The sequence below is a fragment of the Pantoea sp. EKM20T genome, from assembly GCF_011800485.1.
GTDB lineage: Bacteria > Pseudomonadota > Gammaproteobacteria > Enterobacterales > Enterobacteriaceae > Pantoea > Pantoea agglomerans.
In genome coordinates, this window is record NZ_JAALFW010000012.1 from 114,300 (window position 1) to 131,246 (window position 16,947).

General features: G+C 56.6%; 14 protein-coding genes. All 14 read right to left on the reverse strand.

What is annotated here, in order from left to right:
* Window positions 1-69 precede the first annotated feature (69 nt).
* On the reverse strand, window positions 70-576 hold the full coding sequence (gene secM, locus HFD94_RS18745; protein WP_323054595.1) for a secA translation cis-regulator SecM: 507 nt from the start codon (window positions 574-576) through the stop codon (window positions 70-72).
* A 300-nt stretch (window positions 577-876) separates the two neighbouring features.
* Window positions 877-1,794, reverse strand: coding sequence for a UDP-3-O-acyl-N-acetylglucosamine deacetylase (lpxC, locus tag HFD94_RS18750; RefSeq protein ID WP_010253894.1), 918 nt, complete (start codon window positions 1,792-1,794; stop codon window positions 877-879).
* Between the two features lie 101 nt (window positions 1,795-1,895).
* Window positions 1,896-3,050: a cell division protein FtsZ gene (gene ftsZ / locus HFD94_RS18755; RefSeq protein ID WP_010253892.1), complete on the reverse strand. Its 1,155-nt coding sequence runs from the start codon at window positions 3,048-3,050 to the stop codon at window positions 1,896-1,898.
* Window positions 3,051-3,121: 71 nt separating this feature from the next.
* Window positions 3,122-4,378 carry a cell division protein FtsA gene (gene ftsA / locus HFD94_RS18760; protein WP_010253890.1) on the reverse strand — a complete coding sequence of 419 codons (1,257 nt, stop codon included), beginning with the start codon at window positions 4,376-4,378 and terminating at the stop codon, window positions 3,122-3,124.
* The gene (ftsQ, locus tag HFD94_RS18765; RefSeq protein WP_010253887.1) at window positions 4,375-5,214 is read right to left on the reverse strand and encodes a cell division protein FtsQ; all 840 of its coding nucleotides are present in this window, start codon (window positions 5,212-5,214) and stop codon (window positions 4,375-4,377) included. The genes ftsA and ftsQ overlap by 4 nt, the downstream gene beginning before the upstream one ends.
* 1 nt (window position 5,215) lies before the next feature.
* Entirely contained in the window at window positions 5,216-6,136 is a 921-nt protein-coding gene (locus HFD94_RS18770) for a D-alanine--D-alanine ligase (RefSeq protein ID WP_010253885.1), read from the reverse strand.
* Window positions 6,126-7,604: a UDP-N-acetylmuramate--L-alanine ligase gene (gene murC, locus HFD94_RS18775; protein WP_010253883.1), complete on the reverse strand. Its 1,479-nt coding sequence runs from the start codon at window positions 7,602-7,604 to the stop codon at window positions 6,126-6,128. The genes HFD94_RS18770 and murC overlap by 11 nt, the downstream gene beginning before the upstream one ends.
* A 70-nt stretch (window positions 7,605-7,674) precedes the next feature.
* The gene (gene murG, locus HFD94_RS18780) at window positions 7,675-8,733 is read right to left on the reverse strand and encodes an undecaprenyldiphospho-muramoylpentapeptide beta-N-acetylglucosaminyltransferase (RefSeq protein ID WP_031594404.1); all 1,059 of its coding nucleotides are present in this window, start codon (window positions 8,731-8,733) and stop codon (window positions 7,675-7,677) included.
* On the reverse strand, window positions 8,730-9,944 hold the full coding sequence (ftsW, locus tag HFD94_RS18785) for a cell division protein FtsW (RefSeq protein WP_010253879.1): 1,215 nt from the start codon (window positions 9,942-9,944) through the stop codon (window positions 8,730-8,732). Before ftsW ends, murG begins: the two co-directional genes overlap by 4 nt.
* Window positions 9,944-11,260, reverse strand: coding sequence for a UDP-N-acetylmuramoyl-L-alanine--D-glutamate ligase (murD, locus tag HFD94_RS18790; RefSeq protein WP_010253876.1), 1,317 nt, complete (start codon window positions 11,258-11,260; stop codon window positions 9,944-9,946). Before murD ends, ftsW begins: the two co-directional genes overlap by 1 nt.
* Window positions 11,261-11,262: 2 nt before the next feature.
* Window positions 11,263-12,345 carry a phospho-N-acetylmuramoyl-pentapeptide-transferase gene (mraY, locus tag HFD94_RS18795; protein WP_003854755.1) on the reverse strand — a complete coding sequence of 361 codons (1,083 nt, stop codon included), beginning with the start codon at window positions 12,343-12,345 and terminating at the stop codon, window positions 11,263-11,265.
* Window positions 12,339-13,697 carry a UDP-N-acetylmuramoyl-tripeptide--D-alanyl-D-alanine ligase gene (gene murF, locus HFD94_RS18800; RefSeq protein WP_167433382.1) on the reverse strand — a complete coding sequence of 453 codons (1,359 nt, stop codon included), beginning with the start codon at window positions 13,695-13,697 and terminating at the stop codon, window positions 12,339-12,341. The genes mraY and murF overlap by 7 nt, the downstream gene beginning before the upstream one ends.
* A complete protein-coding gene (gene murE / locus HFD94_RS18805; protein ID WP_167433383.1) occupies window positions 13,694-15,187 on the reverse strand; it encodes a UDP-N-acetylmuramoyl-L-alanyl-D-glutamate--2,6-diaminopimelate ligase in 1,494 nt (497 codons plus the stop codon). The genes murF and murE overlap by 4 nt, the downstream gene beginning before the upstream one ends.
* Window positions 15,174-16,940 (reverse strand): peptidoglycan glycosyltransferase FtsI, encoded by a 1,767-nt coding sequence (locus HFD94_RS18810; protein WP_010671821.1) that lies wholly within the window; start codon window positions 16,938-16,940, stop codon window positions 15,174-15,176. The genes murE and HFD94_RS18810 overlap by 14 nt, the downstream gene beginning before the upstream one ends.
* Between the last annotated feature and the right edge of the window lie 7 nt (window positions 16,941-16,947).

The window sequence follows — 16,947 nt, forward strand, 5'->3', positions numbered from 1 at the left end:
ATATATTCTCAATTCAGCCGGAGCATTCCGGACTGCGAAATCTTAACAGAGTGAATAAAACCAAAAATATTAGCAGAACAATCGGGCAGGTCCGGCGCGAATGCCATGCACGCTGGCATGCCACTCTACCCATGAACGGGTAACGGCCGTGAAAAGAGGCGGCGTAGAGATCTGCTGCGGTGCAGTGTGCAGCGCAGAATGTGATGTCAGTAAACTATGCAGTGAGTCGATCAGCGCCAGCTTTTGTGCCGCCAGCGGTAATGTCTGTTGCTCCGCCTGCGCCTGGGGCGCCAGCGTGAAAGAGAGATGACGAATAACGGTACGGATGGCGTGCTGATGCCAGTAATCCACGCTGAAGCTCGGGCGTCGGGATGCTTCCTGCAGCCGGATCAGGTGATCAAAGCGTGTGGCATTGCCAAGAAAGAGACTGCTGGCCGGAGATTCAGACGACGCGTTGAGTTCGGAGCTTTGCGCACAGGCTGGCAGGCCAAAGCTGGCCGCTACCATCCCTAACAGGAGATGAGGCCAGAAGTAGCGTCTACCTAATTGTCGCCAGCGCAGAAGAATCCCGATCACAACCTTTCCATCGCGCATGCTCTGTTGCGCTCTTGTTTTCTGGTACCCGCCGCGAGCCGCAACGGATTTCGGCCTGTAAAAGCGCCACAGATAGTATCATTAATGTGGGGCATCCACACCTGGGATTAAAGTGATGGCGAGAGAAAACACGTGTGATTGTTCAGCAAATCAGCAGAACAGACAACGCTTTGCGAGCGAGGTCGCAGTCATCAGGCGTGTGATAAGAGGCAATAAAAAACGGCTGGCGCCGCTGACCGGAGAGGGTGTCAGCATAACCAGCCGTTTCACGTTCCGGGGTAATTAAGCCAGAACCAGATTCGGTGCTTTGAATGCCAGCGGCAGTTCAGCTTCGTCTTCGAAGGTTGCCCATTCCCAGGCTTCCTGCTTAGCCAGAACCGCTTGCAGCAGCTTGTTGTTCAGCGCGTGGCCCGATTTGAACGCAGTGAATGCGCCAATGATGTTGTGACCACACATAAACAAGTCGCCAATCGCGTCCAGCATTTTGTGACGCACAAACTCGTCCTCAAAACGCAGGCCTTCTTCATTCAGTACGCGGAAATCATCCAGACCTATCGCACAATCTAAGCTACCGCCCAGGCACAGGCCTTTAGACTGCAGATATTCGATTTCACGCATAAAGCCAAATGTACGCGCCCGGCTGATTTGACGAACAAAGGCGTCAGCAGAGAAGTTCATCGCATAACGCTGTGAGCTGGAATCGATAGCCGGGTGTTTGAAGTCGATGGTGAAATCAAGCGAGAAGCCGTTAAACGGTTTGATCTCGGCCCATTTGTCACCCTCTTCCACACGCACGGTCTGCTTAACACGCACAAATTTCTTCGCGCTGTTGAGCTGCTCGATGCCCGCATCCATCAGCAGATAGATAAACGGTGCTGCGCTGCCATCCATGATCGGGATTTCTGGCGCATCGACTTCAACAATAATGTTGTCGATACCCAGACCCGCCAGGGCGGCATTGAGGTGTTCAACCGTTGAAATACGCACGCCTTCATCATTCACCAGGCAGGTACTCAGCATGGTGTCGCGCACGTATTTTGCATCAGCCGGAAAATCTACCGGTGGATTCAAGTCGGTGCGACGATAGATGACCCCGGTATTAGCCGACGCAGGGCGTAATGTCAGGGTGACTTTTTTGCCGGTATGTAAACCGACACCAGTCGCCTGAACAATACGTTTTAATGTCCTTTGTTTGATCATCGTATTATCTCGCAATATCACCTGTCCGACCGCCAGTATACTTTACCAGCGGACAGAGACTTTAGCACAAAGAGCGGAGAATCCCAATTATAGGGTTAATCCTAATCGGCCTGCTTACGTAAAAAGGCCGGAATATCAAGATAATCGGGCTCTTTGTTCGACTGCGCAGCCTGGTCGTTAACGACTTTGGCAGCAGGTTTCTGCTCCTGCGGCAGCGGTGACATACCGTGCTGCTGATAGCGATGATCCATCACTGGCTGACTGGCTGGCTTGTTGGTTACCAGGGTGATTTCAGGACGCTTGTCCATGCCGATACCGGTTGCCACCACGGTGACGCGCAGTTCGTCATTCATTTCCGGATCCAGTGAAGTACCGATCACGACGGTCGCGTTGTCAGAGGCGAAGGCGCGGATAGTGTTACCCACGGTCTCGAACTCATCCAGACGCAGGTCGAAGCCCGCCGTAATGTTGACCAGCACGCCACGCGCACCAGAAAGGTCGATATCTTCCAGCAGTGGGCTGGAGATCGCCATTTCAGCCGCTTCTTCCGCACGATCTTCACCGCACGCGACGCCTGAACCCATCATCGCATAGCCCATTTCGGACATGACGGTACGCACGTCAGCAAAGTCGACGTTCATCAGGCCAGGACGGGTGATCAGCTCAGCGATACCCTGAACGGCGCCTTTCAGCACGTCATTAGCTGCACCAAACGCATCCAGCAGAGAGATACCACGGCCCAGCACTTTCAGCAGCTTGTCGTTTGGAATGGTGATCAGTGAATCGACATGCTTAGAGAGTTCGGCGATCCCCTGCTCGGCAAACGCCATGCGCTTTTTGCCTTCGAAGTTGAACGGCTTGGTGACAACCGCCACCGTCAGGATACCCAGCTCCTTAGCCACTTCAGCCACGACAGGCGCTGCACCGGTGCCGGTACCGCCGCCCATACCTGCTGCGATGAAGACCATGTCTGCCCCTTCCAGCGCAGAACGCAGTGCTTCGCGATCTTCTTCTGCAGAGTTACGGCCCACTTCCGGGTTCGCACCCGCACCCAGACCTTTGGTAATGTTATTACCGATCTGAATGGTCTGGCCGACAGCTGTTTTACGCAGCGCTTGCGCGTCGGTATTCACAGCAAAGAATTCCACACCTTCGATACGCTCGCGTACCATGTGCTCTACGGCGTTACCGCCGCCGCCACCGACGCCGATGACTTTAATCACCGCGTCGTTGGTTAATTCCATAGGTTCAAACATGATTTCTCTCCGTTATGTGCCTGTCGCCTGGAGATCACTAAAGAAAACAGCATGATCCCCTTTCACAAAAATTAAAACTCTTTTTTTAACCAACTGTTAATACGCTTGAACCAGTTACCTACTGAGACCCGTTTTTCGGTCTCTGCATCACCGTTCATGTGCGACTCTTTGCCGTAATGCAACAGTCCCACGGCAGTGGAGTAGTACGATTCCTGCGCATAGTCAGTCAGGCCGGTAATATTCAGCGGCTGTCCGATACGCACCTGCGTATGGAATACGCGTTGCGCACAGGCCGCCAGTCCTTCGATTTGCGCTGCACCACCGGTCAGGACAATGCCTGCGGCTAAGTGATGCTTCACGCCCTGCTGACGCAGTTGTTCCTGTAACTGCAGAATCTCGTCATTGACCAGATTCAAAAGTTCGGTGTAACGCGGCTCAATCACTTCAGCCAGCGTCTGACGTTGCAGGCTACGTGGTGGACGTCCGCCCACACTCGGCACCTCAACGTTCTCGTCTTTGCCGACAATTGAGCCCAGCGCGCAACCATGGCGCACTTTGATCGCCTCAGCATCCGTTGGTGGTGTGCCAAACGCATAGGCGATGTCGCTGGTAACGACGTTGCCTGCATACGGAATAACCTTAGTGTGCCGTAAAGCGCCGCCGGTATATACGGCTATGTCCATTGTACCGCCACCAATATCGACAACACACACGCCCAGCTCACGTTCGTCTTCAGTCAGAACGGCAAAACTGGAGGCGAGACCGGCAAAAATCAGCTGATCCACTTTCAGCCCGCAACGCTCAACGGCTTTAACGATGTTCTTCGCCATATCGTTGTGGCAGGTGATCAGATGCACTTTCGCCTGCATACGCACGCCGGAAAGCCCGACCGGATTTTTAATCCCTTCCTGATAGTCGATGGCGTATTCCTGAGGAATGACGTGCAGGATGCGATGCTCGTCACGTACTCTTACCGATTTGGCGGTATGTACGACGTTCTCTACATCATCCTGAGTCACTTCCTCTTCGGAAATCGGAACCATCCCGATTTCGTTCTGACAACTAATATGTTTGCCCGATAAAGCAAGGTAGACGGAGGAGATCTGGCAATCTGCCATCAGCTCAGCCTGATCGATGGCGCGCTGAACGCATTTCACCACCGACTCAAGGTCGTTTACGCCACCTTTATCCATACCGCGGGAAGGGCAGCTGCCCACCCCAATAATGTTGACCATACCATCGGGCAGAACTTCCCCAACCAGGGCGGCAACCTTCGCAGTGCCGATTTCGAGTCCAACTACCAGTTTTCTGTCCGTTGCCTTGATCATTGTTGTTTAGCCTGTGCCTGGTTCTGTTGCTGATTACTGTCCTGTGGCTCCATCACGATCGGTGTCCAGCCAACAGAAGCGCCAGAGTCGTATCGTAAATCCACGTAGCTGATACGTTTGCTCTCGTTCTGACCTTGCTGTTGCAGCACCGGGTAGAGCTCAATAAAGCGATTCAGTCGTTTCATGGTGTCGCTGCGGCCCAGTTCGATACGAACATCGTCGCTGGTGACCAGCTGCCATGAACGCCGCGCCGTCATCGACGCCACCTTCAGAGTAAACTTCCGGGCTTTCAGCACATCATCCATGCTGTGATAGCCCGCCAGGACCTCTTTCTCACTCCCTTCCGGCCCGTACAACATCGGCATTGTCTCTTTGCCGACATGACTGGCGGGTACGCTGAAGGAAACACCCTCAGCATCCACCATGTGCAAATCGTTCCAGCGCGCCACCGGTGTGTACTCCACAAGGTGGATCTTCAGTTCGTCCGGCCACTGCTTGCGTACGCTGACCTGCTTAATCCAGGGCAGCCGCTCAATCTGCTGCTGCAGGATGTCCACATCCTGAGACATAAACGTACCAGGCGGACCCAGCGACAAAATCGCCTGACGAATATCATCGTGTGTGGTGTAGTGCGTCTGTCCTGTCACCACCAGTTTTGACAATGGCAGCCGGGACGCATCGTTCATCCACTTCAGTACCACCAGCCCGCCGGCAACCATAATCCCGATGACGATCAGCAGAAAAATAATGCCGAACAGTCGGGCACCGTTACTGCGCCCGGTGCGAATACGCTCCTGCGGTTCACGGTTTCGAACTCTCATCGCCGCCTGTGACATATCAGTCGGCCAGCTCCAGAATATGGGCAACCAGCTGCGGGAAGCTCATGCCCGCCTGTTTCGCTGCCATAGGCACCAGGCTGTGGCTGGTCATGCCCGGTGAGGTATTGGCTTCCAGTAACTGAAAGCGCCCTTCCCCGTCGGTCATCACATCAACCCGTCCCCAACCGCGACATCCCAGCGCACGCCAGGCCGCCAGTACCAGCTGCTGTAATTCCGCTTCACGTTCAGCGCTTAAATCGGCCGGACAGACGTACTGAGTATCGTCAGAAATGTATTTAGCTTCATAGTCATAGAACTCGCTGGCGCTCTTTATTTCAATCGAGGGCAGAATACGATCGCCCACAATCGCGACGGTGTACTCCGCGCCGCTAAGAAACGCTTCGACCAGCACGTCATTGTCGTGCTTAAACGCCATGTCCAGTGCCGCCGGCAGCGCGCTCAGATCGTTAACCCGACTGATGCCTACGCTGGAGCCTTCACAAGCTGGTTTCACAAATAGTGGCAGGCCAAGCGCCGCAATTGCCGCATTGTTTTCTGCGTCCAGACCGGCATCAAACTGCTGACGCGTCAGCCAGACAAACTTTCCTGACGGTAAACCACGTCCCTGCCACAGCAGCTTGGTGCGCAGCTTATCCATAGTCACGGCCGATGCCATCACGCCGCTGCCGGTGTACGGCAGTTGCAGGAACTCCAGCACCGCCTGCAGCGTGCCATCTTCTCCGCCCCGGCCATGCAGCGCGATAAAGGCTTTGGTAAAGCCCTGCTCTTTCAGCGTCAGCACAGAGACATCACGGGTATCAATGCCATGCGCATCAATGCCCATTTCCCGTAATCCGGCGAGGACGGCCTGACCTGAGTTCAGCGAAACCTCGCGCTCTGCCGAGGTGCCACCCATTAATACTGCAACTTTATCCGCCATGACGATCCTCCGCTTTGCGTTCCGGCTGGAGCTTAGTGTCAGCCAGCTTGCGGGCAACCTTGCCGACGTTACCGGCTCCCTGCACCAGAATCAGGTCATTGCCTGACAGCAGCGGTGCCAGCATCTCTGGCAGCGCGTCATGTTCCGGCACCAGAATCGGATCCACCTTGCCGCGATTACGAATCGCACGGCACAGCGACCGGCTGTCAGCACCCGGAATAGCGGTTTCACCGGCAGAGTAAACATCCAGCATCAGTAACACATCCACATGCGACAGTACGTTGGCGAAATCATCAAACAGATCGCGGGTTCGGCTGTAACGGTGCGGCTGAAACACCATCACCAGTTTTTTATCCGGCCAGCCTGCGCGCGCGGCTTTAATTGTCGCGTCCACTTCGGTGGGATGATGACCGTAATCATCAACCAGCATCGCGGTGCCCGGCTGTCCATTGACCGGCTCTGTCGGGAATTCACCCAGCAGATCAAAGCGACGGCCCGTGCCCTGGAAACTCTCCAGCGCAGCCAGGATAGCATTGTCTTCAATGCCCTCTTCACTGGCGACGGCGACGGCGGCTGCCGCATTCAGGGCGTTGTGGCGTCCCGGCGCGTTCAGCGTAATCTGCAGCGGTGCTTTATCCTGACGGATCAAGGTGAAATGCCCCTGCGCGCCACTCTGTTCATAATTTTCAATGCGCAGGTCAGCATCATCACTGAAACCGTACGTGGTGATATGGCGTCCCACGCGTGGGATCAGATCACGAATAACCGCATCATCCACACACATCACCGCACGACCGTAAAACGGCAGGTTGTGCAGGAAGTTAATAAACGTCTGCTTCAGGTTCTCAAAATCGCCCTGATAAGTGTCCATATGGTCAGCTTCGATGTTGGTCACAATCGCCACCATCGGTTGCAGATGCAGGAACGACGCATCACTCTCATCCGCTTCAGCAATCAGATACCGGCTGTGACCCAGACGGGCATGGGTGCCTGCTGCTTTGACCAGTCCGCCGTTAACAAAAGTCGGATCGAGACCCGCTTCCGCATAAATACTCGACACCATCGCCGTGGTGGTCGTTTTGCCATGGGTACCCGCAACGGCGATGCCGTGACGAAAACGCATCAGCTCAGCCAGCATCTCCGCGCGACGGATCACCGGGATACGCTGTTCACGTGCCGCCACCAGTTCGGGGTTATCCTGCGAAACGGCGCTGGAAACCACCACGACGCTGGCATCGGTCACGTTTTCGGGGCGATGGTTAAAATAAATGGTGGCACCCAGCGCAATCAGGTTCTGCGTCACCGGGTTAGGGGCCAGATCTGAACCGCTGATATGGTAGCCTTCATTTGCTAACACTTCGGCAATACCGCCCATGCCAGCACCGCCGATGCCGACAAAGTGGATGTGCCGGACGCGACGCATCTCGGGCACGATAGAACGCAGTTTTGCCAATTGTTGTGTATTCATCGCTCTCAGTTACCTGCTATTTCAGTTTGTACCCAGTCCGGGTACAGGTCAGACGCGCTGACCGGAATGATTACTTTGCGGCGCGAGCCACTTCCTGAGCGACCCGTTCAGTCGCATCGGGGATCGCCACCTGACGGGCCTGCTCAGCCATCGTCAGCAGTGTTGCGCGATCCCAGTGGCGTAGCTGATCCGCTACAGCCTCCGCAGTAAATTGCGGCTGCTCAAAAATTCTGGCGGCGCCCGCTTTCTCCAGCGGCAGCGCGTTCCAGTACTGCTGGCGATCTTTGTGCTGAAATGGCACGAAAATCGCCGGTAAGCCAGCGGCAGCGACTTCGCTCACGGTTAACGCGCCGGAGCGGCACACCACCACATCAGCCCAGGCGTAGGCGGCAGCCATGTCATCAATAAACTCGGTCACCTTGTGCTGCGTCTGCCCGACCTGCTGATAAGCTTTCTCTGTTTCGGGCAACGACCCTTTACCGGTCTGATGCCACAGGGTGATCTCATCACCCACCAGCGCGGCAACCTGCGGCAGCGTCTGGTTCAGTATCCGCGCACCCTGACTGCCACCGATCACCAGCACCCGTATCGGGCCATGACGATCTGCCAGACGTTGCGCGGGTAAAGGCAGTGCCAGTACATCAGTGCGAACCGGATTTCCCACCACATCGGCGGCCGGAAACGCGCCCGGAAACGCCTGCAATACTTTCGTAGCGATTTTCGCCAGCCATTTATTGGTCAGCCCGGCAATACCGTTCTGCTCATGCAGCACCACCGGAATACCGCAACTCCAGGCCGCTAAGCCGCCAGGACCGGAAACGTAGCCACCCATGCCCAGCACCACATCCGGCTGCCAGGCCTTCATGATGCGACGGGCCTGACGCCATGCATTAAAGATGCGCAGCGGTGCCAGCAGCAACGCCTTCATGCCTTTACCACGTAATCCGCTGATGCGGATGAAGTCGATGTCGATGCCGTGCTTTGGCACCAGATCGGCTTCCATACGGTCGGCAGTGCCTAACCAGCGGACCTGCCAGCCCTGTTCCATCAGATGATGGGCGACAGCCAGACCGGGAAAGACATGTCCGCCGGTTCCGCCTGCCATCACCATCAATCGCTTACCGCTCATCGACCACCTCGGGTAAACGCCTGCGCTTTCGCCAGGCGCGTTTCATAATCTATGCGTAATAAAAAGACGATGGCAGTCGACATAATGATCAGACTTGACCCACCGTAACTGATCAGCGGTAAGGTCAGACCTTTGGTCGGTAACATACCGGCTGCTGCACCGACGTTAACCAGCGCCTGGAAGCTGAACCAGACTCCGATTGAACAGGCTAAAAAGCCGGAAAAACGCTGATCCAGTTCCAGAGCACGACGGCCAATCGACATCGCACGAAAAGCGACGAAGAATACCATTAAAAGTGCCATTACCACACCGACGTAGCCGAGTTCTTCCCCGATGATGGCGAAAATAAAGTCGGTATGCGCTTCGGGCAGATATTCCAGCTTTTGCACGGAGTTACCGAGCCCCTGGCCCCAGAATTCCCCGCGACCAAATGCCATCAGTGACTGGGTCAGCTGGTAGCCGCTACCAAAGGGATCTTCCCACGGGTTCCAGAACGAGGTCACACGGCGCATACGGTAGGGTTCTGCAATGATCAGCAGGATCACCGCAAAGATGCCGGAACCGATGATTGCCAGGAACTGCCACAGTTTGGCCCCCGCCAGAAACAGCATCGCCAGGGTCGTCACAAACAGCACAACCACCGTACCGAGATCCGGCTGCGCCAGCAGTAACACGGCCAGCACCACCATCACGCCCATCGGCTTACAGAAACCCCAGAAGTTGTTACGCACCTCTTCCACTTTGCGCACCAGATAACTGGCGAGATAGCAGAACAGAGAGAGCTTCGACAGCTCTGCAGGCTGAATACGCAGCGGACCCAGCGCGATCCAGCGCGATGCACCGTTAACCGAGCTACCGACCACCAGAACAATCAGCAGCATCGCGACCGTGACCATCAGCATCACGTTGCTGTAGCGCTGCCAGAAATCCATCGGCACCCGCAGCGTGACCAGCGCCATACATACAGCCAGCACGATGTAGAAGGCATCGCGCTTGGCAAAATAAAAGAGATCGTCATTCAGACGCTGACCCACCGGCATTGAAGCCGACGTCACCATCACGAAACCAATCACCGCCAGGCCCAGCGTGAGCCATAGCAGTGTGCGGTCATAGAGCACCAGCGAAGAGTCATCACTTTCGCGTGCGCCCATGACCCAGTCTTTCAGGCGTCCTGAGAAATATCCCGCCAGTCCGGCGCCAGGAATACGCATCAGCTCAGCTCCTTCGCCAGTTGCGCGAACTGCTCACCGCGCTGCTCAAAATTTCGGAACTGGTCAAGGCTGGCACAGGCTGGCGACAGCAGAACCATATCGCCTGCTTTAACCTGCGGCGCAATCTGCTCCATCGCCTGGCGCATGGTCTCAGTGCGCACGGCGATTTCAGGACGCAGCGCCGCCAGCGCATCGCCATCGCGACCAAAGCAGTAAAGGCGCACATTGTCGCCCTGCAGCCAGGGGATCAGCGGCGTAAAATCGGCCGACTTGCCATCACCGCCCATCAGCAGCCACAGCGTTCCCTTCACCTGCAGGCCATTCAGTGCTGCTTCGGTGCTGCCGACGTTGGTGGCTTTGGAGTCATTGATCCAGCGCACGCCCTGATGCTCATGGACCAGCTGGAAGCGATGCGCCAGACCGTTAAAGTGCGTTAAGGCAGCCAGACTGGAAGCTCGTGGCAGACCCACCGCATCGGCCAGCGCCAGCGCAGCCAGCGCATTGGTGTAGTTGTGCTGTCCCACCATCTTCATTTCAGCCGTGTTCAGGACCTTCTCGCCTTTCACCCGCAACCAGATACTGCCCTGCTGCTTGTTAAGGTGGTAGTCCCCGAAATCGACACCAAAGCTGACGCAGCGTGTGTCCGCGCCGCGTACCGGCATCGTCAGGGCATCATCGGCGTTAACGATGCAGACCTGTGCATTTTCATAGACCCGCAGCTTAGCGGCGCGATACTGCTGCATACCCAGCGGATAGCGATCCATATGATCTTCGCTGACGTTAAGTATGGTTGCCGCCGCGGCTTTCAGACTGTGCGTGGTCTCCAGCTGAAAACTGGAGAGTTCCAGTACATAGAGTTGCGCCGGTGACTGCAGCAGACTCAGCGCGGGCAGACCAATATTGCCGCCGACGCCCACCTGCCAGCCTGCGGCTTTCGCCATTTCACCCACCAGCGTAGTCACCGTGCTTTTACCGTTGGAGCCGGTGATCGCCACGATCGGCGCCTGCGCCTCGCGGCAAAAGAGCTCAATGTCACCGACAATTTCAATGCCGGCTTCGACGGCTTCGCTGAGAATCGGATGCGCCAGCGCGACGCCAGGGCTGGCAACAATCAGATCGGCCGCCAGCAGCCAGTCGCCGTTGATGCCGCCCAGATGGCGTTCAACCTGCCCGGGCAATTTATCCAGCCCCGGCGGCGAGACACGGGTGTCCATCACGCGAGGCGTTACGCCCTGCGCTAAAAAGAAATCAACACAGGAGAGCCCGGTGAGGCCCAGCCCGATGATGACGACTTTTCTACCCCGATAGTCAGCCATGATTAACGCACCTTCAGCGTGGCCAGGCCAATCAGCACCAGCATTAGCGAAATAATCCAGAAGCGCACAATGACGCGCGGTTCCGGCCAGCCCTTAAGTTCATAGTGGTGATGGATCGGCGCCATGCGGAAAATACGCTGGCCGCGCAACTTAAACGATCCCACCTGCAGGATCACCGACAGCGTTTCAACCACAAACACGCCACCCATGATCACCAGTAAAAATTCCTGACGCAGCAACACCGCAATGGTGCCCAGCGCGCCGCCCAGTGCCAGCGAACCCACGTCACCCATAAAGACCTGAGCCGGATAGGTGTTGAACCACAGGAAGCCCAGCCCTGCCCCGACAATGGCGGTACAGACAATCACCAGCTCACCGGCGTGACGCAGATAGGGAATGTGCAGATATTCAGCAAACTTCACGTTACCGGTGGCCCAGGCAACCAGCGCAAAGCCCGCGGCGACAAAGACGGTTGGCATAATCGCCAGCCCATCCAGGCCATCGGTCAGATTGACCGCATTACCCGTTCCGACAATCACAAAGTAAGCCAGCAGCACATAAAACAGACCTAGCTGCGGCATGATGTCTTTGAAAAAGGGCACGACCAGTTGGGTCGCGGGGGTATCTTTACCCGCCGCATAGAGCCCGAACGCGACGCCCAGCGAAATCACCGACATCCAGAAATATTTCCAGCGGGCGATCAGGCCTTTGGTGTCTTTGCGTACCACTTTGCGGTAGTCATCGACAAAGCCGATGATGCCAAAGCCGATTAACACGAACAGCACGCACCAGACATAAGGATTCGACGGATATGCCCACATCAGCACCGAAATGGTGATGGAGGTCAGAATCATGATGCCGCCCATGGTCGGCGTGCCGCGCTTACTGAAATGCGATTCCGGGCCATCGTTACGGACGACCTGGCCAATCTGTAATTTCTGCAGCCAGGCGATCAGGCGCGGCCCCATCCAGAGAGAGATGAATAACGCGGTCAGCAGGCTGACAATGGCGCGAAACGTCAGATAGGAAAAGACGTTAAATCCCGAATAAAAAGCGACCAGATGCTCGGCCAGCCAAACTAACATGTTCCTTTCTCCTTTAAGCTCTGTACTACCTGCTCCATGGCGGCACTACGTGAACCTTTTATCAGGACGGTAATTTCTGAGTGTTCGGACAACAATTGACGCAAACGTTCAGTCAGCGCAGTCTTATCGCTGAAATGTTCGCCAACTTCACTGCTTTCAGTGATGAAATGGCTGAATTTTCCGGTGCTCAGCACGCGATCAATGCCTGCGTCACGTGCCGCTTGCCCCACTTCGCGGTGACAACTTTCGGTCTCTTCACCCAGTTCCGCCATATCACCCGTGACCAGCACCCGGTAACCCGGCATCTCTGACAGGACCTGAACAGCTGCTGTCATCGAACCGACGTTAGCGTTGTAGCTGTCATCCAGCAGCAGCTGATGCGCAGAGAGGCGAACCGGGAACAAACGACCTGGCACCGACTGCAGGTTTTTCAGCCCCTGCTGAACGGCGCTAAGCGGTGCATCCACTGACAGAGCCAGTGCCGCCGCCGCCAGGGCGTTGGCGATGTTATGCCGACCCGGCAATGGCAGCACGATCTCAGCTTCGCCATGCGGCGTTATCATCACAAAATGAGTACCATCCTGAGCAATGCGGATATCACGGGCGGAGAATTCACACTCTGCCGTCTGCGGTGAGAAACGCCACACGGTTTTATCCTGCAGCGTGCTCTGCCAGTTGGGCCAGTCATTGCTCTCTGCGTTCAGAATCGCAATGCCGTGAGCCGGTAAGCCCTGGAAAATCTCGCCCTTGGCTTTAGCAACACCGGCCAGCGAACCAAAGCCTTCCAGATGCGCCGCGGCCAGGTTATTCACCAGCGCGCTTTCCGGTTGAACCAGTCCGGTGGTGTAGGCGATTTCGCCCTGATGATTCGCACCGAGTTCGATGACCGCATACTGATGTTCTGCGGTCAGCCGCAGCAGCGTCATCGGTACGCCATAATCGTTGTTAAGATTGCCTGCGGTGTAGAGCGTTTCGCCACACTCACGCAGAATCGCCGCCGTCATCTCTTTAACCGAGGTTTTGCCGGAGGAGCCGGTCAGCGCCACTACACGGGCGTTCGACTGCTGACGAACCCATGCGCCCAGCCTGCCAAAGGCGAGACGGGTATCTTCAACCACCACCTGTGGCACAGCGACAGGTAAATGCTTACTTACCAGCAGCGCCTGTGCGCCATTCGCAATGGCATCGCCGGCGAAGTCGTGCGCATCAAAGCGTTCGCCCACCAGTGCAACAAACAGGCTGCCCGCCGTGACTTTGCGGGTATCGGTGGTCACGTCACTCAGCGTTAAATCGCTGCCGTGCAGCGTGCCGCCGGTGATCTCTGCCAGGGTTTTTAATGAAACCGGAATCATGCAACGCCCCCCAGCAGTGCCGCAACGGTGGCACGATCGGAGTAGTCGAGACGGCGGTTGCCGATGATCTGATAATCTTCATGGCCTTTGCCAGCCACCAGCACGATATCGTCGGGCTGCGCCTGCATAATAGTGTTAGTGACCGCCTGCGCACGACCAGAGACCACGCGGGCGCGGCCTGGGTCCAGCAAACCGGTCAGAATATCTTTTACAATCGCCTGCGGATCTTCGCTGCGCGGATTGTCATCCGTAATCACCACCACATCCGCATATTGCTCAGCAATCGCGCCCATTAACGGGCGTTTGCCTTTGTCACGGTCGCCGCCGCAGCCAAACAGGCACCAGAGTTTTCCTTTGCAGTGCAGACGTGCCGCTTCCAGCGCTTTTTCCAGCGCATCCGGGGTGTGGGCATAATCCACGACGACCGTCGGTTTTCCTGTGGCGCTGAACACTTCCATACGCCCGTTGACCGGCTGCAACTGCGGTGCAACGCTGATTAGCGTCGCCAGCGGATAATCCAGTGACAGCAGCGTCGCCAGCGCCAGCATCAGATTGCTGACGTTGAAGGCACCCATCAGCGGACTGTCGATTTCGCCATTGCCCCAGCTGGAGCTGAAACGAATATGTGCGCCGTTATCGTGGTAATCCACCGCATCGGCTTTAAGCCAGCGCCCGTGGCAGCCCGGCTGGAGGTTATCCTCCATGGTGACCGCAACGGCATCAGGTAAGCGCGCCAGCCAGCGACGACCGACTTCGTCATCCGCGTTAAGAATCGCCTGCCCGACCTGATGCTCAGAAAAGAGCAGCCATTTAGCTGACTCATAGCTCTGCATATCACCGTGGTAATCGAGGTGATCGCGGCTGAGATTGGTGAAGACCGCTGCGGCAAACGGCAGCGCAGCGACGCGATGCTGAACCAGTCCGTGTGACGAGACTTCCATTGCGGTCAGGGTCGCCCCTTTTTCAGCCAGATCGTGCAGCAGATGCTGAACATCAACCGCTGAACCCGTGGTATTTTCTGCCGCCGCTAAGTGACCTACCAGCCCATTTCCGACGGTGCCCATCACCGCGCTGGTCTCACCCAGTAGCGTCGCCCACTGCGCCAGCAACTGGGTGGTGGTGGTTTTACCGTTGGTGCCGGTGACGCCAATCAGCTTCTGTTTTTCGCCCGGCTGCTGATAAAAACGGCCTGCCAGGGCCGAAAGGCGCTGATGCAGCTGCGCCAGATAGATAACCGGTACGCCGTGCATTTCACGGATTTCGCCGTCGACCGCTTCACCCTCAGCTTCCGCCACCACAGCGGCAACGCCCTGCGCAATTGCCTGCGGAATGAAACGGCGTCCATCAACCTGATGGCCTGCAACAGCGACAAACAGATCGCCAGAAGCCGCAATGCGGCTATCCAGGGTCATGTCACGCAGTGGGCGTGGGCGCGCCGGCGCGCCTGGCACCCAGGGGCCGAGTAAATCGCGCAGGTTACGATCTGTCACTTGATTCCTCACTTCTGTTAGTCACCAGCTCATTCTTGTCATTGGTCGGTAACGCGTCCGGCTCGATGTTCATGGTACGCAGTACGCCACCCATGATGGCTCCAAATACCGGTGCAGAGACCGCACCGCCGTAATACTTGCCGGCCTGGGGATCGTTGATCACCACCACCAGCGCGAATCGGGGATGACTGGCAGGCGCGACGCCTGCGGTGTAGGCAATGTATTTATTGACGTAGCGTCCGTCCGGCCCGACCTTTTTCGCCGTACCGGTTTTTATCGCAATGCGATAACCCTTGATTGCCGCTTTGACGCCACCACCACCGGGCAGCGCCACGCTTTCCATCATGTGCATCACGGTTTTCACCAGTGACTCATCGAAAACGCGTTGTCCCGCGACGGGCGGATCCACTTTGGTGATCGACAGCGGGCGATTAATGCCATAGCTGCCAATCGTTGCGTAGACTCGCGCTAACTGTAACGGCGTTACCATTAGCCCGTAGCCGAAAGAGAAGGTGGCCCTCTCTATGTCAGACCACCGTTGTTTTTTAGGGTATAAGCCACTGCTTTCCCCGACCAGCCCCAAATTGGTCGGTTTGCCCAGTCCAAAGCGCGCGTAAGTTTCTACCAGCGCTGAGGAAGGCATCGCTAACGCCAGACGTGAAACACCGACGTTACTCGACTTCTGTAAAACCCCTGTCAGGGTCAATTCGTTGTAGCGCGCCACATCTTTGATCTCATGACCATTAACGCGGTACGGCACGGTATTCAGGACACTGTTCTCTCTCACCACACCACGCTGCAGCGCCGTCATCACCACCATCGGCTTCACGGTAGAGCCAGGTTCGAAAATGTCGGTGATGGCGCGGTTACGCATCAGATCTTTTGGCGTGTTGCCGAGATTGTTCGGGTTGTAAGCCGGGCTGTTGGCCATCGCCAGCACTTCACCGGTATTGACATCCACCAGCACCGCCGTACCCGATTCCGCTTTGTTAAAGGCAACGGCGTTATTCAGTTCACGGTAAACCAGCGCCTGTAACCGCTCATCAATGCTCAGCGTCAGGTTATGAGCGGCCCGGCTGTCCACCGAAGAGATATCCTCGATGACCCGACCGTACCGATCTTTGCGCACCGTCCGCTCGCCGGGTGCACCGGTCAGCCACTTATCAAAGCTCTTCTCGATGCCTTCAATGCCCTGCCCGTCGATGTTGGTAAAGCCAATGAGATGGGAGGTGACCTGCCCGGCAGGATAGTAACGGCGCGACTCTTCGCGCAGATGAATACCGGGAAGTTTGAGTTTTTTAACGTAGTCGCCGATAGCCGGATTGACCTGGCGCGCCAGATAGACAAAGCGGCCTTTGGGATTGGCATTCACGCGGGCAGCCAGCTGATCAAGGGGAATAGAGAGCGCATCGGAAAGCGCCTTCCAGCGGCTGTCCAGCGTCACGCCGCCACCGGCGTGCAGCTCTTTGGGATCGGCCCAGATAGCGTTGACCGGCACGCTGACTGCCAGCGGGCGTCCGGCGCGATCGCTGATCATGCCGCGTGAGGTGGGCACCGCCTGAACACGCAGCGAGCGCAGATCGCCCTCTTTTACCAGCTTGCCAGGATTGATCACCTGCAGCCAGGCCACACGTGACAGCAATCCACCCAGCGCCAGTAAAATACAGCCGCACAGCAACGCAAAACGCCAGCTTACAAAGCTGGCTTTATCTTCCGGTTTCTTCAATTTCAGCGTTCTGCCTGTGCCGCTCATTCGCTAT